32 protein-coding genes and 1 pseudogene are annotated in these 26,910 nt (G+C 61.7%); 27 read left to right on the plus strand and 6 right to left on the minus strand.

The features are described 5' to 3' along the window. Positions 1-33 precede the first annotated feature (33 nt). From KI612_RS03875 to KI612_RS03915, 9 genes are all read left to right on the plus strand, one after another. A complete protein-coding gene (locus KI612_RS03875; protein ID WP_226442523.1) occupies positions 34-786 on the plus strand; it encodes an ABC transporter permease in 753 nt (250 codons plus the stop codon). Positions 787-790: 4 nt separating this feature from the next. After that, a complete protein-coding gene (locus KI612_RS03880; protein WP_226442524.1) occupies positions 791-1,033 on the plus strand; it encodes a BolA family protein in 243 nt (80 codons plus the stop codon). After that, positions 1,026-2,279 (plus strand): UDP-N-acetylglucosamine 1-carboxyvinyltransferase, encoded by a 1,254-nt coding sequence (gene murA / locus KI612_RS03885; protein WP_226442525.1) that lies wholly within the window; start codon positions 1,026-1,028, stop codon positions 2,277-2,279. The genes KI612_RS03880 and murA overlap by 8 nt, the downstream gene beginning before the upstream one ends. 305 nt (positions 2,280-2,584) lie before the next feature. Beyond that, positions 2,585-2,791 (plus strand): cold-shock protein, encoded by a 207-nt coding sequence (locus tag KI612_RS03890; protein WP_226442526.1) that lies wholly within the window; start codon positions 2,585-2,587, stop codon positions 2,789-2,791. Between the two features lie 107 nt (positions 2,792-2,898). Continuing rightward, entirely contained in the window at positions 2,899-3,156 is a 258-nt protein-coding gene (gene infA / locus KI612_RS03895; protein ID WP_226442527.1) for a translation initiation factor IF-1, read from the plus strand. 82 nt (positions 3,157-3,238) lie between these two features. Then, entirely contained in the window at positions 3,239-3,883 is a 645-nt protein-coding gene (gene hisG, locus KI612_RS03900) for an ATP phosphoribosyltransferase (protein ID WP_226442528.1), read from the plus strand. Between the two features lie 5 nt (positions 3,884-3,888). Further along, positions 3,889-5,190: a histidinol dehydrogenase gene (gene hisD, locus KI612_RS03905; protein WP_226442529.1), complete on the plus strand. Its 1,302-nt coding sequence runs from the start codon at positions 3,889-3,891 to the stop codon at positions 5,188-5,190. Positions 5,191-5,203: 13 nt separating this feature from the next. Then, the gene (locus tag KI612_RS03910; protein ID WP_226442530.1) at positions 5,204-5,767 is read left to right on the plus strand and encodes a chromate transporter; all 564 of its coding nucleotides are present in this window, start codon (positions 5,204-5,206) and stop codon (positions 5,765-5,767) included. Beyond that, entirely contained in the window at positions 5,764-6,285 is a 522-nt protein-coding gene (locus KI612_RS03915; RefSeq protein ID WP_226442531.1) for a chromate transporter, read from the plus strand. The genes KI612_RS03910 and KI612_RS03915 overlap by 4 nt, the downstream gene beginning before the upstream one ends. A 27-nt stretch (positions 6,286-6,312) precedes the next feature. Here the strand turns inward: KI612_RS03915 and KI612_RS03920 are convergent, their stop codons facing one another. Continuing rightward, positions 6,313-6,519 carry a hypothetical protein gene (locus KI612_RS03920; RefSeq protein WP_226442532.1) on the minus strand — a complete coding sequence of 69 codons (207 nt, stop codon included), beginning with the start codon at positions 6,517-6,519 and terminating at the stop codon, positions 6,313-6,315. A gap of 5 nt (positions 6,520-6,524) precedes the next feature. Further along, positions 6,525-7,595 (minus strand): histidinol-phosphate transaminase, encoded by a 1,071-nt coding sequence (hisC, locus tag KI612_RS03925; protein ID WP_226442533.1) that lies wholly within the window; start codon positions 7,593-7,595, stop codon positions 6,525-6,527. An 80-nt stretch (positions 7,596-7,675) separates the two neighbouring features. Here hisC and hisB point away from each other — a divergent pair, with 80 nt between their 5' ends. The 10 genes from hisB to tatC all read left to right on the plus strand — a co-directional run bounded on the left by hisB (position 7,676) and on the right by tatC (position 13,000). Continuing rightward, the gene (gene hisB / locus KI612_RS03930) at positions 7,676-8,263 is read left to right on the plus strand and encodes an imidazoleglycerol-phosphate dehydratase HisB (RefSeq protein ID WP_226442534.1); all 588 of its coding nucleotides are present in this window, start codon (positions 7,676-7,678) and stop codon (positions 8,261-8,263) included. Between the two features lie 23 nt (positions 8,264-8,286). Next, positions 8,287-8,892 (plus strand): imidazole glycerol phosphate synthase subunit HisH, encoded by a 606-nt coding sequence (gene hisH / locus KI612_RS03935; protein ID WP_404818090.1) that lies wholly within the window; start codon positions 8,287-8,289, stop codon positions 8,890-8,892. Positions 8,893-8,929: 37 nt separating this feature from the next. Continuing rightward, positions 8,930-9,670: a 1-(5-phosphoribosyl)-5-[(5-phosphoribosylamino)methylideneamino]imidazole-4-carboxamide isomerase gene (gene hisA / locus KI612_RS03940; RefSeq protein ID WP_226442536.1), complete on the plus strand. Its 741-nt coding sequence runs from the start codon at positions 8,930-8,932 to the stop codon at positions 9,668-9,670. After that, a complete protein-coding gene (gene hisF, locus KI612_RS03945; RefSeq protein ID WP_226442537.1) occupies positions 9,670-10,428 on the plus strand; it encodes an imidazole glycerol phosphate synthase subunit HisF in 759 nt (252 codons plus the stop codon). The genes hisA and hisF overlap by 1 nt, the downstream gene beginning before the upstream one ends. After that, on the plus strand, positions 10,425-10,826 hold the full coding sequence (gene hisI / locus KI612_RS03950; RefSeq protein WP_226442538.1) for a phosphoribosyl-AMP cyclohydrolase: 402 nt from the start codon (positions 10,425-10,427) through the stop codon (positions 10,824-10,826). The genes hisF and hisI overlap by 4 nt, the downstream gene beginning before the upstream one ends. Next, on the plus strand, positions 10,823-11,149 hold the full coding sequence (locus tag KI612_RS03955; RefSeq protein ID WP_226442539.1) for a phosphoribosyl-ATP diphosphatase: 327 nt from the start codon (positions 10,823-10,825) through the stop codon (positions 11,147-11,149). The genes hisI and KI612_RS03955 overlap by 4 nt, the downstream gene beginning before the upstream one ends. Continuing rightward, positions 11,146-11,496, plus strand: a complete 351-nt coding sequence (locus tag KI612_RS03960; protein WP_226442540.1) for a histidine triad nucleotide-binding protein — start codon at positions 11,146-11,148, stop codon at positions 11,494-11,496. Before KI612_RS03955 ends, KI612_RS03960 begins: the two co-directional genes overlap by 4 nt. Positions 11,497-11,505: 9 nt before the next feature. Further along, entirely contained in the window at positions 11,506-11,736 is a 231-nt protein-coding gene (tatA, locus tag KI612_RS03965; protein WP_226442541.1) for a Sec-independent protein translocase subunit TatA, read from the plus strand. Between the two features lie 77 nt (positions 11,737-11,813). Beyond that, positions 11,814-12,203 carry a Sec-independent protein translocase protein TatB gene (tatB, locus tag KI612_RS03970; RefSeq protein WP_226442542.1) on the plus strand — a complete coding sequence of 130 codons (390 nt, stop codon included), beginning with the start codon at positions 11,814-11,816 and terminating at the stop codon, positions 12,201-12,203. Then, the gene (gene tatC / locus KI612_RS03975) at positions 12,200-13,000 is read left to right on the plus strand and encodes a twin-arginine translocase subunit TatC (RefSeq protein WP_226442543.1); all 801 of its coding nucleotides are present in this window, start codon (positions 12,200-12,202) and stop codon (positions 12,998-13,000) included. The genes tatB and tatC overlap by 4 nt, the downstream gene beginning before the upstream one ends. 71 nt (positions 13,001-13,071) lie before the next feature. On the opposite strand, the pseudogene KI612_RS03980 reads toward tatC, so the two are convergent. Both KI612_RS03980 and KI612_RS03985 read right to left on the minus strand, forming a co-directional pair. Beyond that, positions 13,072-13,806, minus strand: a pseudogene (locus KI612_RS03980) (class II glutamine amidotransferase); the annotation flags it as partial. Positions 13,807-13,809: 3 nt separating this feature from the next. Beyond that, on the minus strand, positions 13,810-14,961 hold the full coding sequence (locus tag KI612_RS03985; RefSeq protein WP_226442544.1) for a Do family serine endopeptidase: 1,152 nt from the start codon (positions 14,959-14,961) through the stop codon (positions 13,810-13,812). 13 nt (positions 14,962-14,974) lie between these two features. Here KI612_RS03985 and KI612_RS03990 point away from each other — a divergent pair, with 13 nt between their 5' ends. Next, positions 14,975-15,721, plus strand: coding sequence for a Nif3-like dinuclear metal center hexameric protein (locus tag KI612_RS03990; RefSeq protein ID WP_404818092.1), 747 nt, complete (start codon positions 14,975-14,977; stop codon positions 15,719-15,721). Here the strand turns inward: KI612_RS03990 and KI612_RS03995 are convergent. Beyond that, the gene (locus tag KI612_RS03995; RefSeq protein ID WP_226442546.1) at positions 15,718-16,677 is read right to left on the minus strand and encodes a type IV pilus assembly protein FimV; all 960 of its coding nucleotides are present in this window, start codon (positions 16,675-16,677) and stop codon (positions 15,718-15,720) included. The genes KI612_RS03990 and KI612_RS03995 overlap by 4 nt on opposite strands. 148 nt (positions 16,678-16,825) lie before the next feature. On the opposite strand from KI612_RS03995, the gene KI612_RS04000 reads away from it, so the two are divergent. Then, positions 16,826-17,527, plus strand: a complete 702-nt coding sequence (locus KI612_RS04000) for a fumarylacetoacetate hydrolase family protein (protein ID WP_226442547.1) — start codon at positions 16,826-16,828, stop codon at positions 17,525-17,527. A 48-nt stretch (positions 17,528-17,575) separates the two neighbouring features. On the opposite strand, the gene paaK is transcribed toward KI612_RS04000, so the two are convergent. Further along, positions 17,576-18,871: a phenylacetate--CoA ligase PaaK gene (gene paaK, locus KI612_RS04005; protein WP_226442548.1), complete on the minus strand. Its 1,296-nt coding sequence runs from the start codon at positions 18,869-18,871 to the stop codon at positions 17,576-17,578. Between the two features lie 127 nt (positions 18,872-18,998). Between paaK and KI612_RS04010 the strand changes: the two genes are divergently transcribed. The 6 genes from KI612_RS04010 (at position 18,999) to KI612_RS04035 (ending at position 26,895) form a co-directional block, all read left to right on the plus strand. After that, the gene (locus tag KI612_RS04010) at positions 18,999-20,339 is read left to right on the plus strand and encodes an MATE family efflux transporter (protein ID WP_226442549.1); all 1,341 of its coding nucleotides are present in this window, start codon (positions 18,999-19,001) and stop codon (positions 20,337-20,339) included. Positions 20,340-20,475: 136 nt separating this feature from the next. Next, complete coding sequence (gene sucC, locus KI612_RS04015) at positions 20,476-21,636, plus strand: ADP-forming succinate--CoA ligase subunit beta (protein ID WP_226442550.1); 1,161 nt, start codon at positions 20,476-20,478, stop codon at positions 21,634-21,636. Between the two features lie 11 nt (positions 21,637-21,647). Continuing rightward, positions 21,648-22,541, plus strand: a complete 894-nt coding sequence (gene sucD / locus KI612_RS04020; protein WP_226442551.1) for a succinate--CoA ligase subunit alpha — start codon at positions 21,648-21,650, stop codon at positions 22,539-22,541. A 64-nt stretch (positions 22,542-22,605) separates the two neighbouring features. Beyond that, positions 22,606-23,307, plus strand: a complete 702-nt coding sequence (locus KI612_RS04025) for a TerC family protein (protein WP_226442552.1) — start codon at positions 22,606-22,608, stop codon at positions 23,305-23,307. A gap of 32 nt (positions 23,308-23,339) precedes the next feature. Continuing rightward, positions 23,340-24,296, plus strand: coding sequence for an ornithine cyclodeaminase family protein (locus KI612_RS04030; RefSeq protein WP_226442553.1), 957 nt, complete (start codon positions 23,340-23,342; stop codon positions 24,294-24,296). 76 nt (positions 24,297-24,372) lie between these two features. Then, on the plus strand, positions 24,373-26,895 hold the full coding sequence (locus KI612_RS04035) for a CHASE2 domain-containing serine/threonine-protein kinase (RefSeq protein WP_226442554.1): 2,523 nt from the start codon (positions 24,373-24,375) through the stop codon (positions 26,893-26,895). Positions 26,896-26,910 lie beyond the last annotated feature (15 nt).

Here is a 26,910-nt window from a genome sequence, read left to right on the forward strand (position 1 = left end):
GCTGGAGGATGTTTTTGTGCAGGCGATGAATCAATGATCGGTTTCTCGACCCTGTTCTACAAGGAGTTGCTGCGCTTCTGGAAGGTTGCTTTTCAGACGGTCGGCGCACCGGTGCTCACGGCCTTGCTCTACCTGCTGATCTTCGGCCATGTCCTCGACGAGCATGTGCAGGTGCACGGTGTTGGCTATACGACTTTCCTGGTGCCCGGCCTGGTGATGATGCAGGTCCTGCAGAATGCCTTTGCCAACTCGTCATCCAGTCTGATCCAGGCCAAGATCACCGGCTCCATTATTTTCGTGCTGCTGCCGCCGATTCCCTACAGTGCATTCTTCGCTGCCTATGTTCTGGCTGCGGTGGCGCGCGGCCTGATGGTCGGGGCGGGGGTCTTGCTGGCGACAGTCTGGTTTACCCATTTGCAGGTGGTGGCGCCGCTCTGGATCGTTGCGTTTGCCCTGTGCGGCGGTGCGATGTTCGGCGCACTCGGCATGATTGCCGGCATCTGGTCGGAAAAATTCGACCAGCTTGCTGCCTTCCAGAACTTCCTGATCATGCCGCTGACCATGTTGTCCGGTGTCTTCTACTCGATTTACTCGTTGCCGACGTTTTGGCAACGCCTGTCGCATTACAATCCCGTTTTTTACATGATAGACGGCTTCCGCTATGGCTTTTTCGGCGTCTCCGACGTGGCGCCCGAAATCAGCCTGGCTGTCGTCTTTGCCTGCTTTGCAGGAGTGTCGCTGTTGACGCTCAATCTGCTCAAGCGTGGCTGGAAACTAAGAGCCTGAACCCATGCATCCCGATCAAATCAAGGAACTCATTCTCGCCGGCATGTCCTGCGATCATCTTTCGCTCGACGGCGATGGCCAGCATTTCGAGGCGCTCGTGGTCAGTGCCGAGTTCATCGGGAAGAACCGCGTTCAGCGGCAGCAACGTGTCTATCAAACCCTCAAGGAAAAGCTCGCGACCGGGGAGTTGCATGCCCTTTCCTTCAAAACCCTGACCCCGGAAGAATGGAGCGCCCAGCGTGGATAAGTTATTGATTCAGGGCGGCAATGCCCTTTCCGGCGAAATCTCGATTTCAGGTGCCAAGAATGCGGCGCTGCCTATTCTCTGCGCTTCGCTGCTGACCTCCGATCCCGTCCATTTTACCAATGTGCCGCATCTCAACGACATCTCGACGATGCTGCGCCTGCTGGGTGACATGGGCGTCGGTGTGACCATCGACGGGGTTGATGGTCTGGAGCTCAATGGTGGCGGCCTGAACAATCCCGTGGCTTCCTACGAGATGGTCAAGACCATGCGTGCGTCTATCCTTGTACTCGGCCCGCTCGTTGCGCGCTGCGGCGAGGCGCGGGTCTCGCTGCCCGGTGGCTGTGCCATCGGCGCGCGTCCGGTCGATCAGCACATCAAGGGGCTGCAGGCGATGGGTGCCGAGATCAAGGTCGAGCAGGGCTACGTGCATGCCAAGGCTTCGCGTCTGAAGGGCGCTCGCATCTGTACCGACATGGTGACCGTGACCGGTACCGAGAACCTGATGATGGCTGCCTGTCTGGCTGAAGGCGAAACGATCATCGAAAATGCCGCGCGTGAACCGGAAGTGGTCGATCTGGCCAACTGCCTGGTCAGCATGGGGGCACGTATTTCCGGCGCCGGCACCGACGTCATCCGTATTCAGGGTGTGGAGAAGCTGCATGGCGCAACGCATGCCATCATGCCTGACCGCATCGAGACCGGTACCTACCTGTGTGCGGCGGCTGCGACAGGTGGCGATGTTCGTCTGCTCAAGACCTCGGCGGCCTACCTTGATACCGTGGTCGACAAGCTGATGGATGCCGGTTGCGACATCACCGTCGAGCGCGATGCGATCCGTCTCGTCGCACCGAAGCGCCTCAAGGCGGTCAGCCTGCGTACGGCGCCGTACCCGGCTTTCCCGACCGACATGCAGGCGCAGTTCATGGCGATCAATTGCGTCGCCGAAGGCGTTGCGACGATTCGCGAAACCATTTTCGAAAACCGTTTCATGCATGTCAGCGAGCTGATGCGCCTGGGGGCCGACATCCAGATCGAAGGCAATAATGCCATCGTGCGTGGCGTCAACCGTCTGGAAGGTGCAACGGTCATGGCCACCGATCTGCGTGCTTCGGCCTCGCTGGTGATTGCTGCCCTGGTGGCCCAGGGCGAGACGCTGATCGACCGGATTTACCATCTCGATCGCGGTTACGAGCGGATCGAGGAAAAGCTGGCGCGCCTCGGGGCGCAGGTCAAGCGCGTCCACTAAGCATTGTGCGACAAGGCCGGGCGGGATTTAACCCTGCCCGGTGTGTTGTTTATTCGTTGAATCGGATGCTTTTCACCGGTCGCCCTCCGGGCGACGTAAAAATGTCTTTGCATTACCGATTGAAGAGGGCATACTGCGGGCTTCGGGATTTCCAGGCAGTGTTTTGTGCCTACGCCGTACCCGGCTAGTAGCGTTTATTCGTTACCTGCTTTTCGGTTTGTCAGCTCCTCGGTCTTGATTCTCGTATTTTTCTCGGGCTTGTGTTTAGCCGGCCTGTTCTACTGTTTTTTCCAAGGAAGCTATTCATGGCAACTGGTACCGTCAAGTGGTTCAACGACTCCAAAGGTTTTGGTTTTATTTCCCCGTCTGAAGGCGGCGAAGATCTCTTCGCTCACTTCTCTGCCATTCAAGGCAACGGCTTCAAGACCCTGGCCGAAAACCAAAAAGTGACGTTCGACATCGTCACCGGCCCGAAGGGCAAGCAAGCTGCCAACATTCGCCCTGCTGAATAAGTCAGGCGAAAGCGCAAGCTTCGACAAAAGCCCGGCGTCCGCCGGGCTTTTTTGTTTCCAGAAATATCGCATTGGCTGTGTCGTAGCCCGTGCAGGAGAATCATTGCATGGCTAAAGAAGAAATCATTGAACTGCCGGGCGTTGTCGCCATGGTCTTGCCGGATACCCGTTTCCGCGTCACGCTGGAAAACGGTGTCGAAGTTGTCGCCTATGTCTCGGGCAAGATGCGCAAGCACCGCATCCGTATTCTGGCCGGCGATCGTGTGACGCTGGAAATGTCGCCCTACGATCTGACCAAGGCGCGCATCAGCTTCCGTCACAAGGACGAGCGTTCTGCCGTGGCTTACGCTGCACGTCACCAATAAGCACGATCTGAAGTGCCCTGGCGTCTCGGGGATTTGCCGGCTCTGCTAAAATAGCGGTTTCGCCAATCGAGCAAGATTCCCCGTGACGACCATCACCATTGCCCTGTCCAAGGGCCGCATTTTCGACGAAACCCTGCCTTTGCTGGCAGCGGCAGGGATCGTTCCCACCGAAAACCCGGAAACCTCGCGCAAGCTGATCATCGGGACCAATCGTCCCGAGGTTCGTGTCGTCATCGTGCGCGCGACCGATGTGCCGACCTACGTGCAATACGGCGCCGCCGATCTCGGCGTGGCCGGCAAGGACGTGCTGATCGAGCATGGCGGTGAAGGCCTCTACTCGCCGCTCGATCTCAAGATCGCCAAGTGCCGGATGATGGTTGCCGTGCCCGAAGGTTTCGACTATGCCAATGCCGTGCGCCAGGGCAACCGCCTCAAGGTCGCCAGCAAATACACGCAGACGGCGCGGGAACATTTCGCCAGCAAGGGCGTCCATATCGATCTGATCAAGCTGTACGGCTCGATGGAGCTGGCGCCGCTGGCCGGTCTGGCCGATGCCATCGTCGACCTGGTGTCGACCGGTGGCACGCTGAAGGCCAACAAGCTGGTGGCCTGTGAGCACATCATGGACATTTCCAGCCGTCTGGTGGTCAATCAGGCTTCCCTCAAGGTCAAGCGCGAAACCCTGCAACCGATTATCGACGCCTTCGCACAGGCGGTGGAGAAATAATCCCTATGGTCGCCATCAAGCGTCTTTCAACGGTCGACGCCGATTTCACGGCAAAAATGAACGCGCTGCTCGCCTTCGAGGCGGCGTCCGATGAGGGCATCGAGCGCACCGTCGCCGGCATCCTCGCCGACGTCAAGGCGCGCGGCGATGCGGCGGTGGTCGAATACACCAATCGTTTCGATCGCCTGAGCGCAGGCGGCATGGCTGACCTTGAACTGTCCAAGGCAGAAATGCAGACGGCGCTCGACGGCTTGCCGGCCGAGCAGCGTGCGGCGCTCGAAGCGGCCGCGCAGCGCGTGCGCGTCTATCACGAGAAGCAGAAGCTCGAAGGCTGGTCCTACACCGAAGCCGACGGCACCATGCTCGGCCAGATGATCACGCCGCTTGACCGCGTCGGTCTCTACGTGCCGGGCGGCAAGGCGGCCTATCCCTCTTCCGTGCTGATGAACGCGATTCCGGCCAAGGTGGCCGGCGTCAAGGAACTGATCATGGTCGTGCCGACGCCGGGCGGCGAAAAGAATGCGCTGGTATTGGCGGCGGCCTGTCTGGCCGGCGTTGACCGCGTGTTCACGATGGGCGGGGCGCAGGCGGTCGGGGCGCTCGCCTACGGCACGCAGAGCGTGCCGCAGGTCGACAAAATCGTCGGGCCGGGCAATGCCTATGTCGCCACGGCCAAGCGCCGGGTGTTCGGCATCGTCGGCATCGACATGGTGGCCGGACCGTCGGAAATTCTCGTGGTCGCCGATGGTTCGGGCAATCCGGACTGGGTGGCGATGGACCTGTTCTCGCAGGCCGAGCACGACGAGCTGGCGCAATCCATCCTGATCTGTACCGACGCGGATTTCATCGAGCAGGTGCAGGCCAGCATCGAAAAGCTGCTGCCGACCATGCCGCGTCGCGAGACGATCGAAACCTCGCTGACCAATCGCGGCGCCTTCATCCTGGTGCGCGATCTGGAAGAGGCGATTGCCATCGCCAACCGCGTCGCGCCGGAACATCTCGAACTGGCGCTGGCCGAGCCCGATCCGTGGGTCAGCAAGATCCACCACGCCGGCGCCATCTTCATCGGTCACTACACCTCCGAGTCGCTCGGCGATTACTGTGCCGGCCCGAATCACGTGTTGCCGACTTCCGGCAGTGCGCGTTTCTCGTCGCCGCTCGGTGTCTACGACTTCCAGAAGCGGACCAGCCTGATCAAGGTGTCGCAGGCCGGCGCGCAGACGCTGGGGCGCATCGCGTCGACGCTGGCGCAGGGTGAAGGCTTGCCGGCGCACGCCAAGTCGGCCGAGTTCCGGCTGGAAAACTGAGCCGGAAAAGCCGTTGACCGCTGCGACTGAATCGATGCCCAAGCGCCCGGACCTCCGGGCGCTTTTTTTCGGCTTTTCCGCGGTCGGCCTGTCCGGCTTTGGCGGTGTGCTGCCCTTTGCGCGCCGCATGCTGGTCGAGGAAAAGCAGTGGATGACGGCCGAGGAATTCAACGCCCAGCTTGGTCTCTGCCAGTTCCTGCCGGGGCCGAACGTGGTCAATCTGGCGGTGGTGGTCGGCAAGCGTTACGGCGGTCTGGCCGGTGCCATCGTCGCGCCGCTCGGTCTGCTGGCCGGGCCGTTTGCCATTGTGCTGTTGCTGGCCATGATCTACGACCGTTACGGCAATCTGCCGCAGGCGCAGGCGATGTTGCGCGGCATTGCGGCGGTCGGTTGCGGCCTGCTCTTTGCCATGGCCTGGCGCATGGCGGCGGCGATCAAGGAAAAAGTCTTTTTCCTGCCTTTTGCGCTGTTGACCGTTGGCGCCATCGCTTTTCTGCGCTGGCCGATGCCGCTGGTCATGCTCGGCGGTCTGGTGCTGTCCGGTGGCATCGCCTGGTGGCGGCTGGGTAAGAAATGAGCCTCGTCCTCGAACTCTTCCTCGAGTTTGCCTTGCTCTCCGGCGTCGCCTTCGGCGGCGCGACGGCCTTGCTGCCCGAGATGCACCGCGTCGTGGTCGAGCAGCATCACTGGCTCGACGACACCACCTTTACGCATTTGTACGCCATCGCCCAGGCGGCGCCGGGGCCGAACGTGCTGGTCGTCACCTTGATCGGTTGGAAAATCGCGGGTCTGGCCGGGGCGCTGGCGACGACGCTGGCGATGTGCGCGCCGATGAGCGTGCTGATTTATCTGCTGATCGACCGCTGGGAAAGCTTCGCCGGCAAGCGCTGGCAAAAGGCGATCAGCCTTGGTGTGGCGCCGCTTGCGGTCGGCCTGATCTTCTCCGGCGCAACGCTGATCGCGCAGGCGGCGGGTTTCGGCTGGCCGGCCTGGTTGCTGCTTGGCGCGACGCTGTTTGCCAGTCTGCGCAGCAAGCTGCATCCGCTGTGGTTCATCGGCATCGGCGCGGCGCTCGGCCTGGCTGGCCTCGTCTGATTTTGCCTGCCGGACGGCAGTCGACCGCTAGGACTGCTGGTAAGGGTTGTGCAGCCCGGCGATGACTTCCTGGAAGACGGCGCGGATCTGGCCTTCCTCGCATTCCATCAGCAGCGCATCCTCAAAGGCGTCCTGCGCCATCTGGCGCAGTTCTTCGAGGTTCTCGCGCAGCACCTTGATTTTCTCGGTGCAGGCGACGATGCTGCCGTCCGGGCGTTTCCAGATGGGTTCCATGGGCTTCAGCCGAGGATCTCGCGCAGGGCCGTGGTCAGGGCCTGGCATTCGGCGTCGGTGCCGATGCTGATGCGCAGGAACTGGTCGATGCGCGGCAACTTGAAGTGGCGGACGATGATGCTGCGCTCGCGCAGTGACTTGGCCAGTTCGGCGGCGTCGTGCTGCGGGTGGCGGGCAAAAATGAAATTGGCGGCGGACGGCAGAACCTCGAAACCGAGTTCGCCCAGTTCCGCGCTCAGCGTGTCGCGCGTCGCGATCACCTTGGTGCAGCATTCTTCGAACCAGGCGCTGTCTTCCATCGCGGCGACGGCGCCGACGATGGCCAGGCGGTCGAGCGGGTAGGAGTTGAAGCTGTTCTTGACCCGCTCCAGCGCCTCGATCAGTGTCGGGTGGCCGATCGCGAAACCGACGCGCAGGCCGGCCAGCGAACGCGATTTCGACAGCGTGTGGGTGACCAGCAGGTTGTCGTAGCGGTCGACCAGGGAAATGGCCGATTTTCCACCGAAGTCGATATAGGCCTCATCAACGACGACCACCGAATCCGGATTGGCGACGAGAATCTGCTCGATGGCAGCAAGCGGCAGCAGGCGGCCGGTCGGCGCATTCGGGTTGGGAAAAATGATGCCGCCGTTCGGTCGACCGGTGTAATCGGCCGGATTGATGCTGAAATCGTCAGCGAGCGGCACGGTCTGGTAAGCGATGCCGTACAGGCCGCAATACACCGGGTAGAAGCTGTAGGTAATGTCCGGAAACAGGATGGGCTGCTCGTGCTTGAGCAGCGCCATGAAGACATGGGCCAGCACTTCGTCCGAGCTGTTGCCGACGAACACCTGGCGGGCCGTCACCGCATGCGTGCGGGCGATGGCGTTCTTGAGCAGGTCGGCGTTCGGGTCCGGGTAGAGGCGCAGGCGCGCCGCATCGTCGCCAAGCTCGGCCTGGATCGCCGCCAGTGCCCGCGGGGAGGGCGGATAGGGGTTTTCGTTGGTGTTGAGCTTGATCAGGTTGGCGATCTTGGGCTGTTCGCCCGGGACGTAGGGGGTAAGGTCATTGACGACCTGGCTCCAGAAGCGGCTCATGGGGTTTTCACGGAAAGCTTAAAAGTAGGCCGAAATGGTATCATGGCCCTCCGATCAAATGCCTTTTGCAGCCTTTACCCATGCGGCAAGCCGAAATCACACGCAATACCCTGGAGACGCAGATCACCGTGCGTCTCGATCTCGATGGCACCGGTCAGGGCAAATTCGCCACCGGCGTTCCCTTTCTCGATCACATGCTCGACCAGATCGCCCGGCACGGGCTGATCGATCTCGACATCGTGGCTAAGGGCGACTTGCACATTGATGCGCACCACACGGTCGAGGATATCGGCATCACGCTCGGTCAGGCGCTGGCCAGGGCTTGGGGCGACAAGAAAGGCCTGACCCGTTACGGCCACAGCTACGTGCCGCTCGACGAAGCACTGTCGCGCGTCGTCATCGACCTGTCCGGTCGGCCGGGACTGGAGCTGAACTGCGAATTCACGCGCGCCGTGATCGGCCAGTTCGACGTCGATCTGGTTTCCGAATTCTTCCACGGCTTGGTCAACCACGCCGGCATGACGCTGCACATCGACAACCTGCGCGGCAAGAATGCCCACCACCAGGCCGAGACCATCTTCAAGGCCTTCGGTCGCGCCTTGCGCATGGCGGTGACGCCTGACGAGCGCATGGCCGGTGCCATGCCGTCGACGAAGGGTTCGCTGTGAGCATCGCCGTCATCGACTACGGCATGGGCAATCTGCGTTCCGTGTCGAAGGCACTGGAGCATGTTGCCGGCGGCAAGCCGGTTGTCGTGACTGCCGATCCGGCGGTTGTGGCGGCTGCCGAGCGGGTCGTGTTCCCCGGTCAGGGCGCGATGCCCGACTGCATGCGCGAACTGGATGACCGCGGCCTGCGCGCTGCCGTGCTGGCTGCCGCCAGGGACAAGCCGTTCCTCGGCATCTGTGTCGGCGAGCAGATGCTTTTCGAACACAGCGACGAGGGCAATGTGCCGGCGCTGGGCGTGTTCCCGGGCAATGTCAAACGTTTCCCCGACGAAAAAATGTACCTGCCGAGCGGCGAGCGCCTGAAGGTGCCGCACATGGGCTGGAACGAGGTGCGCCAGACACCGCACGCGCTGTGGCGTGGCATCGCCGATGGCGCACGCTTTTATTTCGTGCACAGCTATTTCGTCGAACCCGCCGATCCGGCGCTGGTGATGGGCACCTGCGACTATGGCGTCCCCTTTACCTGTGCGGTGGGCCGGGATAATATCTTCGCGGTTCAGTTCCACCCCGAGAAAAGCGCCCGCGACGGCCTGCAGCTACTGCAAAACTTTGTTGAGTGGCGTCCCTGAGACGCCTCCTGTTGCCTTCCCCTTCTTCTGATATCCCATGCTGATTATTCCCGCGATTGACCTGAAGGACGGCCAATGTGTCCGTCTCAAGCAAGGCCTGATGGAACAGGCCACCGTCTTCTCCGACAGCCCTGCCGAACAGGCCCGGCACTGGCTGGAGCAGGGCGCCCGTCGTTTGCATCTGGTCGACCTGGATGGTGCCTTTGCCGGCAAGCCGAAGAACCAGGTGGCGATCAAGGCCATCCTGGCTGAAGTCGGCGACGAAATTCCGGTCCAGCTGGGCGGCGGCATCCGCGATCTCGACACCATCGAGCGTTGCCTCGATGCCGGCCTGAGCTACGTCATCATCGGTACCGCTGCGGTCAAGAATCCCGGCTTCCTGCACGATGCCTGCGTTGCCTTCCCCGGTCACATCATCGTCGGTCTTGACGCCAAGGACGGCAAGGTGGCGACCGATGGCTGGTCGAAGCTGACCGGCCATGATGTCGTCGACCTCGGCAAGAAGTACGAGGATTACGGCGTCGAGTCCATCATCTATACCGACATCGGTCGCGACGGCATGCTTTCCGGCCTCAATATCGAAGCCACCGTGCGTCTTGCCCAGGCGCTGACCATTCCGGTCATCGCATCCGGCGGCCTGTCCAACCTCGACGACATCAAGGCGCTGTGCGCTGTCGAAAAGGAAGGCGTGGTCGGTACCATCGCCGGGCGCGCCGTGTACGACGGCTCCCTCGACTTCAAGGCCGCGCAGGCGCTGGCCGACGAGCTGGGCGCCTGATGCTGGCCAAACGCATCATTCCCTGTCTTGATGTCACGGCCGGCCGGGTCGTCAAGGGGACCAATTTCGTCGACCTGCGCGATGCCGGCGATCCGATCGAGATTGCCCGCCGTTACGACGAGCAGGGCGCCGACGAGGTGACTTTCCTCGATATCACGGCGTCCAGCGACCAGCGCGACATCATTTTGCACATCATCGAAGCCTGCGCCGAGCAGGTTTTCATTCCGCTCACCGTCGGTGGCGGCGTGCGCAAGGTTGAGGATGTGCGCCGCCTGCTCAACGCCGGGGCCGACAAGGTCTCGATGAACACGGCCGCGGTCAATGATCCGGATCTCGTCTTCAATGCGTCGAGCAAGGTCGGTTCGCAATGCATCGTCGTGGCGATCGATGCCAAGCAGACGGCACCGGGTCAGTGGCAGGTGTTTACGCATGGCGGCCGCAACAATACCGGCCTCGATGCGGTCGACTGGGCAAAACGGGTCGAAATGCTCGGCGCCGGCGAAATCCTGCTGACCAGCATGGATCGCGACGGCACCAAGAACGGTTTCGATCTGGCGCTGACCCGCGCCGTTTCCGATGCCGTGAAGATTCCGGTGATCGCCTCGGGCGGGGTCGGCAATCTGCAGCATCTCGCCGACGGCGTCACCGAAGGCCGGGCTGATGCCGTGCTCGCTGCTTCCATCTTCCATTTCGGTGAATACACGGTCCGCCAGGCCAAGGAATACATGGCCAGCCGCGGCATCGAGGTTCGCCTGTGAGCGATCTCGACAACAGTCTGCCCTGGCTGGAGGCGCTCAAGTGGGACGCCGACGGCATGATTCCGGCGATTGCCCAGGACGAGAACGGGCGCGTCGTGATGTTTGCCTTCATGAATCGCGAGTCGTTGCAGGAAACGGTCAGTTCCGGCAACGCGGTATACTGGTCGCGTTCGCGCCAGCGCCTGTGGCGCAAGGGTGAAGAGTCGGGCTTCTTCCAGAAGGTGAAGTCGATTCGTACCGATTGCGACGGCGATGTGCTGCTGCTGTCGATTGTACAGGTCGGTAACATTTCCTGTCATACAGGACGGGTAAGCTGCTTCTTCAATGAATTACAGGCGGAACGATGGGTTCCCGTCGATCCGGTTTTGAAAGACCCTAAGGAAATCTACGCAAAATGAGCACGCATGACATCCTGCATCGTCTCTCCGAGACGCTGGCTTCCCGTCGCAACGCCGACCCGGAAAAATCCTATACCGCCAAGCTGTTCTCCGAAGGCCCGGATTCGATCCTGAAGAAGATCGGTGAAGAGTGCGCCGAGCTGATCATGGCCGGCAAGGATGGCAAGCGTCTGAACATCGTCTGGGAATCGACCGACGTGATCTATCACGTGCTCGTCCTGCTCGCCTTCTACGGCTTGAGCATCGAGGACGTTTCCCAGGAAATGCGCCGGCGTGAAGGCATTTCCGGTATCGACGAAAAGGCGGCACGGGGCGCCAAGTGAGCGACTGCATCTTCTGCAAGATCGTGGCGGGCCAGATTCCGGCGAAGAAGGTGTTCGAGGACGAAGACATCCTCGCCTTCAACGACATCAATCCGGCCCGACCGGTCCACGTGCTGGTCATCCCGAAAAAGCACATCACCTCGCTGGCCACGGCCACGCCCGAGGATACGCTGGTGCTTGGCAAGATTCTCGCCAAGGCCAACGAAATTGCCGTCGCCCAAGGAAGCCCGGATGGCTTCCGTGTCATCATCAACACCGGTCGTGTGGGGCAGCAGGAAGTGCCGCATCTGCACGCACATATCGTCGGCGGTCCGGACCCGGTCGGTCCGATGCTGAAACGTATCTAGGAGAAAGTCATGGGCAGTTTTTCCATTTGGCACTGGTTGATCGTTCTGGTCATCGTCATGCTGGTTTTCGGTACCAAGAAATTGCGTAACGTCGGTCAGGATCTCGGTGGCGCCGTCAAGGGCTTCAAGGATGGCATGAAGGAAGCTACCGCTGACAACAAGCCGGCTGAAGAGCAGGCGACGCAGCAGGTCAGCGGCCAGACCATCGACGTCGAAGTCAAGGAAAAGACCAAGGGCTAGGAGCCAGTTGTCAGGATTGAGGATCGAGTGAATATGTTGCTCGATCCGCGATCCTGAATCCTCGATCCCAGGAATCTATGTTCGATATCGGCTTTTCTGAACTCATCGTCATCGCCATCGTGGCGCTGGTCGTCATCGGTCCCGAGCGCCTGCCCAAGGTGGCGCGTACGCTCGGCCTTTTGCTCGGGCGGGCGCAGCGCTACGTCAATGATGTCAAATCCGACATCAGCCGCGAGATGCAGCTCGACGAGCTGAAAAAGCTGCAGTCGCAGGTTGCCGAGTCGGCCCGTACGCTGGAAAGCTCGGTGCGCAGCGAGTTTGACGCGGCCCAGAGCACACTGACCTCGCCGTTCCAGGAGGCTCAGTCGGCGGTTGCCGAGCTTGAGGCTACTGCCCAGGCTGCCGTGCAAGAGTCGCCTGTTGCCACCCCGCCTGTCGTTACCCCGCCGGAAAAAACCGCAGCATGAGCGATAGCCCGGAAGAGTCTTTCATTTCGCATCTGGTCGAGTTGCGCGATCGCCTGCTGCGCAGCCTGATCGCCGTCGCCGTGGTGCTTGGCGTCCTTTGTTTCTATCCCGGTCCCGGCGATATCTACGATTTCCTGGCGGCGCCGCTGACGAGTGCCCTGCCGGAAGGAACCAAGATGGTTGCGATCGGCGTCATCACGCCGTTCATGGTGCCGCTCAAGGTGACTGCCATGGTCGCCTTCGTGCTTGCCCTGCCGTTCATCCTCTACCAGGCCTGGGCCTTCATCGCGCCCGGTCTGTACGACCATGAAAAACGCCTGGGCATTCCGCTGATCATTTCCAGCACCTTCCTGTTCATGCTCGGCATGGCCTTCTGCTACTACTTCGTGTTTGGCCAGGTTTTTCATTTCATTGCCGGTTTCGCCCCGAAGAGCATCACGCCGGCGCCGGATATCGAAGCCTACCTGTCTTTCGTGATGACCATGTTCCTCGCCTTCGGCCTGGCTTTCGAAGTGCCGGTGGCGCTCGTCGTGCTGGTCAAGCTCGGCGTGGTGACGGTTGAGAAGCTCAAGGAATGGCGCTCCTACTTCATCGTCGGTGCATTTGTCGTCGCTGCCGTGGTGACGCCGCCCGACGTAGTGTCGCAACTGGCTCTGGCGATTCCGATGTGCCTGCTCTACGAGTTGGGCATTCTTGCCTCGCATCTGGTTTCGAAGCCGAACCCGGTAGCGGTCGACGCTGCCGCCGAGGCCGAAATGGATGCCGCCGAAGCCGCTTTCCGCAACCTGGAAAAGTAGTCAGCCGGCCTTCTTGACGGGGCCGGGCATGGTTTCCCGCCTTTCCACGACATCGCCCTCGGCAACCACCACAGGGTGCCGGGCGGCATTTCCTGCCAGCGCTCGTTGTCGGTCAGCGGCTGCGTGGCGATGACGGCGACCCGGTCGTGGAAATTGGTCAGGGCGCGGAAGTCGACCGTCACGTCCTGATCGTTCAGATGGGCTTCAGCGAAGGGCGCCTGGCGCACGATGTAGCTGAGCCGGGTCGAAGCGTGCGCAAACAGCCAGTCGCCGTTCGAGAGCAGGAAATTGAACTCGCCGTGGCGGGCAAGCTCAAGAGTCAGTGCGTGCAAGGCCGCAAACAATTCGGCATGCGCCGGGCAATGGCTGCCGAAGCGCTGGCGCAATTGCTGTAGCAGCCAGCAGAAGGCGCGCTCGCTGTCGGTCAGGCCGACCGGGAGAAAGTTGCCATCCAGTTCGGGCGCGAAATCCAGCAGATTGCCGTTATGGGCAAAGATCCAGTATTGCCCCCACAGTTCACGCCGGAACGGATGCGTGTTCTCGAGGCCGATGGCCCCCTGGGTGGCCTTGCGGATATGGGCGATGACGTTCGTCGACTTGATCGGATACTGGCGAACCAGTTCGGCCACCGGTGAGGTGCAGGAGGGATTCGGGTCGAGAAACAGCCGCGTGCCCCGGCCTTCAAAAAAGGCGATGCCCCAGCCGTCGGAATGCACGTCGGTGGCGCCGCCGCGGGCCTGGAAGCCGGTAAACGAAAAACAGATGTCGGTCGGGACGTTGGCATTCATGCCCAGCAGCTGGCACATGGCTTACTCCTGGGAAGCACGCATGGCCGGGCGTTTGCCGATCTTGACCTGGACTTCGAGAATGTTCTTGTCGCGACGCAGGCGGAAGGGCGTGCGCTCGTCCGGTTTGAGCGCGGCGATCAGGTCGAGCATGACCTGCGGATCCTTGACCGGTTTGCCGGCGACTGCGAGCAGGACGTCGCCGGGGCGGATACCGGCGCTGTCGGCCGGGCTGCTGCGTACGACGCCGGCGATCAGTGCGCCTTCGGTGTCGGGCAGGCCAAAGGATTCGGCGAGTTCGGCGGTGATTTCCTGGGCTTCGACGCCGATCCAGCCGCGCGTCACGCCGCCGTTCTGGATGATCTGTTCCATGATGCTCTTGATGCTGGACACCGGGATGGCGAAGCCGATGCCGAGCGAACCGCCGGTGCGCGAGTAGATTGCCGTGTTGATGCCGACCAGGTTGCCGTAGATATCGACCAGGGCACCGCCCGAATTGCCGGGGTTGATTGCCGCATCGGTCTGGATGAAGTTCTCGAAGGTGTTGATGCCAAGGTGCGAGCGGCCGAGCGCCGAGACGATGCCCATGGTCACCGTCTGGCCCACACCGAAGGGATTGCCGATGGCGAGCACGACATCGCCGACGCGCAGGTTGTCCATCTGGCCGAAGGTGATGGCCGGCAGCTTGTCGGCCTTGATCTGCAGGATGGCGAGGTCGGACTCGGGGTCGCTGCCGATGACCTTGGCCTTGAGCGTGCGCCCGTCGTTCAGTGAAACCTGGATGTCGTCAGCCGCTTCGATGACGTGGTAATTAGTCAGGACATAGCCATTGGCACTGACGATGACGCCCGAGCCAAGACCGGAGTTGCGTTGCGGCTGGCCTTCCGGGCGGTCGCCGAAGAAGTGGCGGAAGATCGGGTCGTCGAATAGCGGATGGCGTTGTGCCTTGATTTCCTGTGTCGTGTAGATATGCACGACGGAGGGCAGGGCCGAGCGCGCGGCATCACGGTAGGAACCCGGGGTGCGCGCTTCTTCGCCGGCAATGGCGGGCGCTTCCTGGAGGGCGACGACGCCGCCGCGATGGGGCAGCCACTCGGGTTTCAGGGTGGTGACGACGAACAGAATGGCGACCGCAACAGTCACCGTTTGTGCAAAAATCAGCCACAACCTCTGCATGAAAGACCGTATCGTGAAATGTGAAGCGCTGGTGGAATATCTGGATGGATTGCTTGAGCCCGCCAAGTTCCGGGATTATTGCCCAAATGGCCTGCAAGTGGAAGGACGCCCGCTGGTCCGGCGTATTGTGGCCGGGGTGACGGCCAGTCAGGCGCTGCTCGATGCAGCGGTCGACTGCGCTGCCGATGCCATTTTGGTGCACCACGGCTATTTCTGGAAAGGCGAGGATGGGCGTATCACCGGCATACGCAAACGCCGGCTGGGGACCTTGCTCAATCACGACATCAATCTGCTGGCCTACCATCTGCCGCTCGATGCCCATCCGCTGCTCGGCAATAACGCCCAACTGGCGAGTCGCATGGGCTGGCAGCCGGAGGGGCGCTTCGGCGAGCAGGAAATTGCCTGGCTGGGGCAGTCGACCGCTACGGACAATGCCGGCGCGCTGGCCGTCAAGCTGGAAAACCTGCTGGGTCGTCAGCCCTTGCTGATCGGCGACCCGGCGCGGCCGATTCGGCGGATTGCCTGGTGTTCAGGCGGTGCGCAGGGCTATTTCGAGCAGGCGATTGCGCAGGGTGTCGATGCCTATGTTTCCGGCGAGATTTCCGAGCAGACTGTGCATCTGGCGAGGGAAAGCGGCGTCGCCTATCTGGCTTGCGGCCACCATGCGACCGAGCGTTTCGGGGTGCAGGCACTGGCGGCGCATCTGAGCGAAAAGTTCGCTCTCGACTGCCGTTTCGTCGATATCGACAATCCGGTCTAGCGGGCAGCCCGTGCCGTCTGCCGGCGGCTGACGAAATGCGCCGCCCCGGCGGCGACCAGACCGCCGACCAGCGTGCTGAGCAGGAGTTGCAGCCAGTTGTTGCCGGATCCCTTGCGGGCCGCCACCGGGGCCGGTGCGCTGCTCGTGATGGCCGGCTGCTGCAGGCTTTGCGCCAGTTGCAGCTCATGCTTGGCGGCGAGCATTTCGGTGCTCAGGGTCAGCGAAGTATGCAGGGCATCCATTTCCTGGTTGAGCGTGCTCAGCGAAGTTTCCATCCTGAGTACGCGTTGTTCCAGTTCGGAGCCGGGGTTGCCGGCCGCCGGCGGATTGTCGGTTGTACCGAAGTCGACCGGTGCCGCGCTCAGCACCAGGCGGTCGCCCGTACTCGGCGTGGCTGCGGTGGCGCGCGGCGCACTTTCGCGGATTGCCTGGGCTCGGGGCGGTGTCGAATTGGTGGCAAGGCGTCGTTCCGGCGACTTGCCGGGGGCGCCGGCTTTGGCCTGTTTGCCCGGGCTGGGCGGCGGGTTTGTCTTGCCGGCGGGCGGCCGGGCCGGTGTGAATGCTGGCGGCGGTGCGCTGAGGCGGGGGGCGTTGTCGACCAACATCGCTCCCGGTAGCGGTGCTTCCGGCATCAGGACATAAGTGCGCTGCAAATCAATGCCGCAACCGGCTCTCAGGTTGATGCTGAAGACCGGTTCGGCGAGCGGCTTGCTGCCGATGAGCAGCAGGTGTGTGCCATTCCTGTTCTGCACCAGGCGAATGCGGGCATTGGTGATGACCGGCAGGTCGGCACCGGGAATGGCGGTCAGCGTGAAACAGGCGGCATCGTTGATGTCCCTGGCGTTGCCGGTGAGCGGAATTTCCGCCAGCAATTCTTCGCCAATACGCGAGTGCAGGTTGATCTCGCCCAGGCCGGCGGCGCCGGCCGTGCCGCTCAGCAAGGTGCTGGCGAGCATGATGCCGCGTATCAGGGGCGGGCGGGCTCGCTTGGCTTGAGCCGGGCGGCCTTTTGTTCTCGTTGATTCCATTCCGGCATTGTACTGGCGACAGAAGGGTGAAATATTGCACACTTCTCAGCTGCTTTTTCGTTCAGGGTGAATTTTTATGCCATTTGTCTTTCCTCCGGTCGCCAATTCGGCTTTGCCGGTTGCGGGTAGTGATCAGTTGTTTCCGGTGCGCCGCGTGTTTTGTGTCGGGCGCAATTACGCCGAGCATGCGCGCGAAATGGGCGCGATCGATCAGGCCGACGGGCGCGAGCCGCCGTTCTTTTTCATGAAGCCGGGTGATGCGCTTGTCGGTGGTGACGGTGAACTGGCAGTGGCCTATCCGCCGCAAACCGCCAATCTGCACCACGAGGTCGAACTGGTTGTCGCATTGCGTGCCGGTGGGGCCAACCTAGCGGTCGACGCGGCAAAAGAGCTGATTTTCGGCTACGCCGTCGGCCTTGATCTGACCCGCCGCGATCTGCAGGCGCGCGCCAAGGAGAAAGGCCATCCCTGGGACATGGGCAAGGGTTTCGACCAGTCGGCGGTGATCAGCGTGATCCAGCCGGTTGCGCAGTGCGGCCATCCCGACAGTGGGCGGATCTGGCTGACGGTCAACGGGCAAGTCCGGCAGGACGGCGACCTGGCCTCGATGATGTGGAAGGTGGCGGACATCATTGCCAATCTGTCGCAGTCGGTGTGTCTGGCGGCCGGCGACCTGATCTATACCGGTACGCCGGCTGGCGTTGGCCCCTTGTTGCCGGGCGATGTGCTGGCGGCTGGCGTTGATGGCGTGGCGAGCCTGCAGGCGCGCATCGTCTGAGTGAAATGGAAAACGGCGGCCATCTGCCGCCGTTTTTCAGCTTGCCGCCTATTTCGGCCGCTTGTCGATGACGCGCCTGGCCTTGCCGACCGAGCGCTCGATGCCGCCAATCTCGACCACGTCGATCTTGGCGGAAATGCCGATGTAGGACTTGATGTGATGCTGCAGGTCGTGCGCCACGAATTCCTTTTCCGGGCCGCTGGCAAACTCGAATTCCGGCTTCAGTTCGACATTCACCTTCATCGAGTCGAGGTGGCCATCGCGGGTGACTTCCAGCACGTAGTGCGGCGACAGCTTGGGCTGTTTGAGGATCAGCTCCTCGATCTGCGACGGGAAGACATTGACGCCGCGGATGATCAGCATGTCGTCCGAACGGCCGGTGATCTTGCCGATGCGGCGCATCGAGCGGGCGGTTGGCGGCAGCAGGCGGGTCAGGTCGCGGGTGCGATAGCGGATGACCGGCATCGCTTCCTTGGTCAGCGAAGTGAACACCAGTTCGCCTTCGCTGCCATCGGGCAGGACTTCGCCGGTCAGCGGGTCGATGATTTCGGCGTAGAAGTGGTCTTCCCAGATCACCGGGCCATCCTTGGTCTCGGCGCACTCGTTGGCGACGCCCGGACCGATGACTTCGGACAGGCCGTAAATGTCGATCGCGTCGATATCGAAGGCCTTTTCGATTTCGCCGCGCATGGCGTCGGTCCACGGTTCGGCGCCGTGGATGCCGATACGCAGTTCGGTGCTGCGCGGATCGATGCCCTGGCGGCGGAACTCGTCGGCGATATTGAGCATGTAGGACGGCGTCACCATGATGATGTTCGGCTTGAAATCGCAGATCAGCTGCACCTGCTTTTCGGTCTGCCCGCCCGACATCGGGATCACCGTGCAGCCGAGCTTTTCGGCGCCGTAGTGGGCGCCCAGGCCGCCGGTGAACAGGCCGTAGCCGTAGGCGACATGCACGATGTCGCCCCTGCGCCCGCCGGAAGCGTAGATCGAACGGGCGATCAAGTCAGCCCAGGTGTCGATGTCCTTCTGCGTATAACCGACGACGGTCGGCTTGCCGGTCGTGCCGCTCGAGGCATGGATGCGCACGACGTCCTGGCGCGGCACGGCAAACATCCCGTAGGGGTAGTTGTCGCGCAGGTCCTGTTTGGTGGTGAACGGAAATCTGGCGATGTCGGACAACTGTTGGAAATCATCCGGATGGACGCCGGCGGCATCGAACTTTGCCTTGTAGTGCGGCACATTGGCGTAGGCGTGCTGCAGTGTCCATTTGAGACGTTCTGTCTGGAGTGCCACGATCTCGTCGCGGCTGGCGGTTTCTATGGCGTGCAGGCCTTTATTCATTATGTAACTCCTCCTCAGCCCCGAATTTTCGTTTGCCGGCCGGAAACAGCGCTTGAGCCAGATCAATTCGGCATGTTTTTGCCGGTCGACCGCTGGCCGGCAAATGTCGCATGCGACAATTCCCACCATGCTTCTCGCCGCCGCCCGCGGGCTTCTTGCCCATGCCTTCCCGATCCTGATCGCCCAGCTTTCCTCCATTGGCATGATGGTGGTCGATACCGTCGTGCTCGGTCATGTCAGTCCGCTCGATCTGGCGGCAGTGGCCATTGGTGGCGGTATCCATATTTCAGTGGTGTTCGCGCTGGTCGGCATCCTGCAGGCGGTGGCGCCGCTGGTTGCCCACCTGCACGGCGCACGGCGCGACGGGGAGGTCGCCGGCGTTCTGCAGCAGGGATTCTGGCTGGCCTTGCTGCTGAGTGTGCCGGGTGTGCTTTTTCTGACCCATCCCGGTGTGGTACTCGGCATGGCCGGGATGGAGGCGGCGGTCGAAAGCAAGGTCAGGTTGTATCTTGCCCTGCTTGCCTGGAGTCTGCCGGCTTCGCTTTGCTATCGAACTTTCTATGCCTTCTGCAATGCATTGGGCCGGCCGCGGGTGCTGATGGTGATCGGGCTGGCCGCCTTGCCCCTGCACGCCATCCTGGCTTGGGGGTTTGCCATGCAGGGCTGGCTGGGTGGGGCGCAGGGGGTTGCCGGTTGCGCCTTGTCCAATATCGTGATTGCCTGGGTGGCCTGTCTGGCAGCCGCCGCATATCTCGCCTACGGGCCGCTGGGGGCGCGTTACCGCCCGTTCTCCGACTGGAAAATGCCGGACGGGAAAACATGGCGGGAATTGCTGCGCCTTGGTCTGCCGATGGGTTTTTCCAATCTGGTGGAGATCACGGCGTTTACGCTGATTGCCCTGTTTGTCGCGCCTCTGGGGGCGGAGGTGGTGGCCGGTCATCGTATCGTCGCCAATCTGGCCGCGCTTTGTTACATGCTTCCCCTGTCGCTGGCGATTGCGACGCTGTCCGCGGTCGGGCAGGCGGTCGGCGCGCGTGACTGGCCGCGGGCGCACGCCGTGATCGGTGCCGGTCTGCTACTGGCCGCCGGCTTGTCGACTCTGCTTGGTGTGCTGCTCTGGCTTGCGGCTGTGCCGCTGGTGGCGGCCTACACGGATGATCCTGGTGTCCGGGCGGTGGCGATGAGCCTGGTTGCCTACATCGCGCTCTATCAGTTTTTTGATGCCCTGCAGACGGTTGCCGGCCATGTTCTGCGCGCCTACCGGGTGACTTTCGTACCGATGCTGATCCAGACCTTCTGTTTCTGGGGCGTCGGCCTGTGGGGCGGTTGGTGGCTGTGTTATCGCGCTCAGTCCCCGCTTGGCATCGACGGATTCTGGCTCGGCTCGGTGGCCAGTCTGGTATGTGCAGCGGCCTTGCTCGGACCGTTGTTGTGGCAGGCGGTTCGAGGCACGGAATCGGCGCCGTAATTATGAATTTTGGCGCGCAATGATTTTTGCCGTATGTGGTAATATTTTGGGTCCAAGACGGTATAACCGGGCGGGGTCAGGGGGAAACTCGGCCACTGCTCATTGCTCGCAACTCAACTAAACGCAAGGAAAGCGCATGAAAATTCACGAATATCAGGGCAAACAACTCCTGAAAAAATTCGGCGTTACGGTTCCGCGCGGGATTCACTGCACGACCGTCGATGACGCGGTCAAGGCAGCAGAAACCCTGGGCGGCAAGGTTTGGGTCGTCAAAGCCCAGATTCACGCCGGTGGCCGTGGCAAGGGCGGCGGCGTCAAGGTCGCAACCTCCCTGGAAAAAGTGCGCGAATACGCCAGCCAGATCCTCGGCATGCAGTTGGTCACGCACCAGACCGGTCCGGAAGGCCAGAAGGTTCGTCACCTGCTGATCGAAGAAGGCGCTGACATCCAGCACGAGTACTACGTTGCAGCGCTGACCGATCGCGCCACGCAGTCCGTCGCCATCATGGCCTCCTACGAAGGCGGCATGGACATCGAAGAAGTTGCCCACAATACCCCGGAAAAGATCGTCAAGGTCTTCGTCAATCCGCTGGTCGGCCTGACCGACGAGCAGGGCCTGGAACTGGCCAAGGGCATGGGCATGCTGGAAGCCTCCATTCCGCAGTGTATCGACACGCTGAAGAAGCTCTACACCTGCTACATGGAAACCGATGCTTCGCTGGCCGAAATCAATCCGCTGATCCACGAAGGCGACGGCACCGTCAAGGCAATTGACGCCAAGTTCAACTTCGACTCCAACGCCCTGTATCGCCAGCCGGAAATCGTCGCCATGCGCGACCTGGACGAAGAAGATGCCGACGAAATCGAAGCTTCCAAGTTCGATCTGGCCTACATCTCCCTCGACGGCAATATCGGCTGTCTGGTGAACGGTGCCGGTCTGGCCATGGCCACGATGGACACCATCAAGCTGTTCGGCGCCGAGCCGGCCAACTTCCTCGACGTCGGTGGCGGTGCCACGACCGAAAAGGTGACCGAAGCCTTCAAGATCATGCTCAAGAACACCAAGGTCAAGGGCATCCTGGTCAATATCTTCGGTGGCATCATGAAGTGCGACACCATTGCTGCCGGCGTTGTTGCCGCTGCCAAGGAAGTCAATCTGTCCGTGCCGCTGGTCGTCCGCATGAAGGGCACCAACGAAGACATGGGCAAGCAGATCCTCAAGGATTCCGGTCTGCCTATCATTTCTGCCGATTCCATGGCCGAAGCCGCCACCAAGATCGTCGCTGCGGTCAAGTAAGGAGCTATTGAATGTCCATCTTCATCAATAAGAACACCCGTATCATTACCCAGGGCATCACCGGCAAGACCGGTCAGTTCCATACGGAAAAGTGCCAGGAATACGCAAACGGCAAGGAATGCTTTGTTGCCGGCGTGAATCCGAAGAAGGCCGGCGAGTCCATCTTCAACATTCCTATCTACGCTTCGGTCAAGGAAGCTGCCGCCGAAACCGGCGCCACCGTTTCCGTGATCTACGTGCCGCCCCCGGGTGCTGCTGCTGCGATCTGGGAAGCTGTTGAAGCCGACCTCGATCTGGCCATCTGCATCACCGAAGGCATCCCGGTCCGCGACATGCTGATCCTGCGCAACAAGATGAAGGCCAAGGAAGCCGCTGGCGGCAAGAAGACCCTGCTGCTCGGCCCGAACTGCCCTGGCCTGATCACCCCGGAAGAAGTGAAGATCGGCATCATGCCGGGTCACATCCACCGCAAGGGTCGCATCGGCGTGGTTTCGCGCTCCGGCACCCTGACCTACGAAGCCGTTGGCCAACTGACCGAAATCGGTCTGGGCCAGTCGTCTGCCGTCGGTATTGGTGGTGACCCGATCAACGGTCTGAAGCACATCGACGTCATGAAGGCTTTCAACGACGATCCGGATACCGACGCTGTCATCATGATCGGCGAAATCGGTGGTCCGGACGAAGCCGAAGCTGCCATGTGGTGCAAGGAAAACATGAAGAAGCCGGTGGTTGGCTTCATCGCCGGTGTTACCGCGCCGGCCGGCAAGCGCATGGGCCATGCTGGCGCCCTCATTTCCGGTGGTGCTGACACGGCTGATGCCAAGCTTGCCATCATGGAAGAGTGCGGCTTCAAGGTCACCAAGAACCCGTCCGAAATGGCCAAGCTGTTGAAGGCTATGCTGTAAAATTCGAGCCTAGCTCAACCAAAAAGGCGGGCCTTGTGTCCGCTTTTTTTACGTCTGATGGTTTATGGAACTTGATTTTCTCTCAGCTGCATTCTGGATTGCCGTCGGTCAGATCATTCTGATCGATATCGTGCTTTCCGGCGACAACGCCGTGGTGATTGCGCTTGCCTGTCGCAATCTGGCGCCCGAGCAACGGCGCACCGGCATTTTCTGGGGCGTGGCTGGTGCCGTCAGCCTGCGCGTCGTGCTCACCGTCTTTGCGGCGCTGGTGATGAACCTGCCCTGGCTGAAGCTGGGCGGCGGTCTCTTACTGATCTGGATTGCCGTCAAGCTGATGCTGCCGGAGGACGAAGAAGGGCACGACATCAAGCCATCCTCGCATTTGTGGGGCGCGGTCAAGACGATCGTCGTCGCCGATTTCGTCATGAGCCTCGATAACGTGATTGCCGTTGCCGGCGCCGCCCACGGCAGTCTGGCCTTGCTGCTCTTCGGTCTGGCGGTCAGCATTCCGCTCATCGTCTGGTCGAGCCAGTTGATCCTGCACTGGATGGAGCGCTTCCCGTCCATCGTGTTGTTCGGCGCTGCCCTGCTCGGCTACGTCGCCGGTCAGATGATATTTACCGATCCCGGTGTTCTTGATTTGCTGCCGCCGCTGCCGCTTTGGTCCGCGAAGGTGGCCGGCGCAGTGGGGGCGCTTCTGGTCGTGGTGCTTGGGCGTTGGCTTGAGCAGCGGATTCTGGCGCGTCAGGATGTCACCATCGTTTGATGCAATGATTTTGGGAATGGTAGGAGTTCGGCATGGCCCTGTTTCTCTCGGAAAATGATGTAAAAAAGCTGTTGACCGTCGAGATGGCCCTGGAGGGGGTCGAGTCGGCGCATCGTGACCTGGCGCTCGGCCAGGCCCTGGATACGCCGCGTGCCCGCTCGCGCCTGCCGCAAACGGTACTGCACATCCTGCAGGGTGCCTTGCCGGCCCAGGGCGTGCTTGGTTACAAGGCCTATACCAGCAATCGCAGTGGCAACCGCTTTCTGGTGCACCTGTTCGATGCGGCCAGCGGTCAATTGCGGGCGGTGATCGAGGCCGACTATCTGGGCATGATCCGGACCGGGGCGACCAGTGGCCTGGCTGCGCGCTGGCTGGCGCGGCCGGATTCGACGGTGGCCGGCGTGTTCGGTGCCGGCTGGCAGGCAGAAGGGCATGTTCGCGCCATCTGCGCGGCCTTGCCGCTGGAGCGGGTCAAGGTGTTCAGCCGCAAGGCCGATAAATTGCAGGCTTTTTGCCAGCGCATGAGCGAGGCAACCGGCGTTGCGGTTGAACCGGCGGCCAGCGCCGAAGAACTTGTGCGCGGCAGTGACTTGCTCGGAACCGTAACCACCGCAGCGCAACCGCTGTTTGAAGCCGAATGGCTGGAGCCGGGGACGCATATCAACGCGGCCGGTTCGAATGCGCTGATTCGCCAGGAGTTGTCGGAAGCCGCCTTGAAGCGTTGTGACCTGATTACGGTCGATGCCGTGCCGACGGCTTTGGCGGAAGCGGGAGACTTGCTGCCGCTGCTCGAAAAGGGGCGTTTGCATCCGCGGCAGATGGTCGAGCTGGGCGATGTGATCATCGGTCGGCATCCCGGCCGTACGGACGCCGGCCAGATTACGGTTTTCGAGTCGCAAGGCATGGCCATCCAGGATCTGGCGGTGGCGTTGCGCGTGCTGGCCGCGGCCGAGGCGCAAGGGCTGGGGGTGGAGATTCCCTTGCGTTAAGGTTTGACCGCCAGCCTTGCCTGGCGTAAAAAGATGCCCGGGCAATATGCCATCGGTGCTTTGAAAGGGTTGGGGGATGGCGAAAGCCGCGTTCTGGAAGGCGGACTGGTTTCTCGGGGTGCTGGTCACCCTGGTGATGCTGTTCGCCGGTACCGGGGATCTGTTGCAGAGTCTGGAGCGCAAGGCCTACGATCTGGCGGTGCAGGCGTCGGGCAAGACGGCTTCCGATCGCATAGCCGTGATTGCCATCGATGACCAGAGTATTGCCAACCTCGGCCGCTGGCCATGGTCGCGCGACCTGCATGCGCGTCTGACCGATCTGCTGGCCGGTGCGCAGGTCAAGCTGGTTGCCAACACCATTTTCTTCTCCGAGCCGCAGCTTGATGCCGGCTATGGCTACGTTACCCGCCTGATCGACATGCTGGAGCAGAGCAAGGGTGAAAATGCCGCGTTATCGCCTGAGCTGGAAAAAATTTCGGCCGTACTCCGCGAGGCCGAGGCGGCGCTCAACACCGATGCCCGCCTGGCGAGCAGTTATGCCAATGCCGGTAATGTGCTGTTGCCGCTGCTATTCAGGCTGGAAGAGGCGCCGGGGCGGCCGGACAAACCCTTGCCGGATTTCATCCAGGCCAATCGTCTGGTGCAGGTGACTGATGGCGGCGGCATTGCCTTGCCGGCGTCGCAGGTGCAAATGCCGATCGAGCTGCTGGGCAGCAAGGCGCAGGCGCTTGGTCATCTCAACGCGCTGCCCGATGTCGATGGCGGGATCCGGACGGAAGCCCTGGTCGTGCAGTATTTCGATCAGTTCTACCCGGCACTGTCGCTGGTGATCGCCGCGCGCAGCCTCAATCTCGGGCCGGCCGACATCAAGGTGCAACTCGGGCGCGAAGTCCGGCTCGGCAAGCTGAACATTCCGACCGACCGGTCGACGGCGATGCATACCTATTTTTACAAGGATCGGGACGGTCGACCGGTATTTCCGGTCGATTCTTTCTACGATGTCCTGTCCGGCAAGATTCCGGCCAGCAAGTATGCCGGCAAGATCGTCCTGATTGGTGCGACGGCCGCCGGTGTCGGCTCGGCGCAGGTGACGCCGGTTTCACCAACCATGGCGCCGGTGCTGACGCTGGCGCATGCCGTTTCGAGCATTCTGCAGGAGCATTTTTTCCTGACGCCGGCCTGGGCTGAATGGGCCAGTCTGGCGGCGAAGGTGGTGGTCGGGCTTTATCTGATCCTGCTGTTGCCCCGCCTCTCGGCGGCGGCTGGCGGCTTGCTGACACTGTTTTGTCTTTCCGTGTTGCTCGGCAGTCACTTCGGGCTGATGCTGGGTGCCGGGATCTGGGTGCAATTGATGGGCGCGGCCAGTTTGTTGCTGGTCGGCCATCTGCTGCTGACCACCAAGCGCTATTTGGTCACCGAGCGCAGCAAGGAGAAGTCGGAGCTCGATTCTGCCGAGTCGAACCGCATGCTGGCGCTGGCTTTTCAGGGACAGGGCCAGCTCGACATGGCCTTCGACAAGTTCCGCAAGTGTCCGATGGACGCCGGCCTGCTGGAAAACATGTACAACCTGGCGCTCGACTACGAGCGCAAGCGGCAGTTCAACAAGGCCGAGGCAGTATTCCGCTATGTTGCAGACTTCGATCCGCAGTTCCGCGACGTGACACAACGCCTGCAGCGCGCCAAACAGATGTCGGAAACCGTGCTTCTTGCCGGTGCGAACGGCAAGACGGCTAACGGGACGCTGGTGATGGGCGTCGAGCAGGCCATGCTGGGACGCTACAAGATCGAGAAGGAACTCGGCAAGGGCGCGATGGGCGTGGTCTATCAGGGGCGCGATCCGAAGATCAATCGTGTCGTCGCGATCAAGACCATGGCGCTGGCGCAGGAGTTCGACGCCGACGAGCTGGACGAGGTCAAACAGCGCTTCTTCCGCGAGGCAGAAACGGCCGGGCGTCTCAATCACCCCAATATCGTGACCATCTACGATGCCGGCGAAGAGCACGACCTGGCCTACATCGCCATGGAATTCCTGAACGGGCGCGATCTCGTGCCGCAGACCAAGCCGGCCGGACTGCTGCCGCTGCCCGAGGTGGTGTCGATTGTTGCCCGCGTTGCCGATGCGCTGGATTACGCGCACCGCAACCATGTCGTGCATCGCGACATCAAGCCCGCCAACATCATGTATGAACCGGGCAGCGACCTGCTCAAGGTCACCGATTTCGGCATCGCCCGGATCACCGACTCGTCGCGGACACGGACCGGCATGGTGCTGGGCACGCCCTCCTACATGTCCCCCGAACAACTGACCGGCAAGAAGATCGACGGCCGTTCCGACCTTTTTTCGCTCGGCGTCATGCTTTATCAGATGTGCAGCGGTCAACTGCCGTTTAGCGGCGAATCCATGGCACAACTGATGTTCCGGATCACCAACGAGTCGCCCACGGACATTTTGAGTATCAAACCTGACTTGCCTGCTGGTATTGTGGCAGTCATCACCACGGCGCTCAGCAAGAACCCCGGGCAGCGTTACCAGCAGGGGGCGGAAATGGCTGCAGCCCTGCGTGCCTGCCTGAATCCGCCAGAAAGTCACGTCTCTTGAAAAAAAACCGTCTGG

The organism is Quatrionicoccus australiensis (assembly GCF_020510525.1).
Taxonomy (GTDB): Bacteria; Pseudomonadota; Gammaproteobacteria; order Burkholderiales; family Rhodocyclaceae; genus Azonexus; species Azonexus australiensis_B.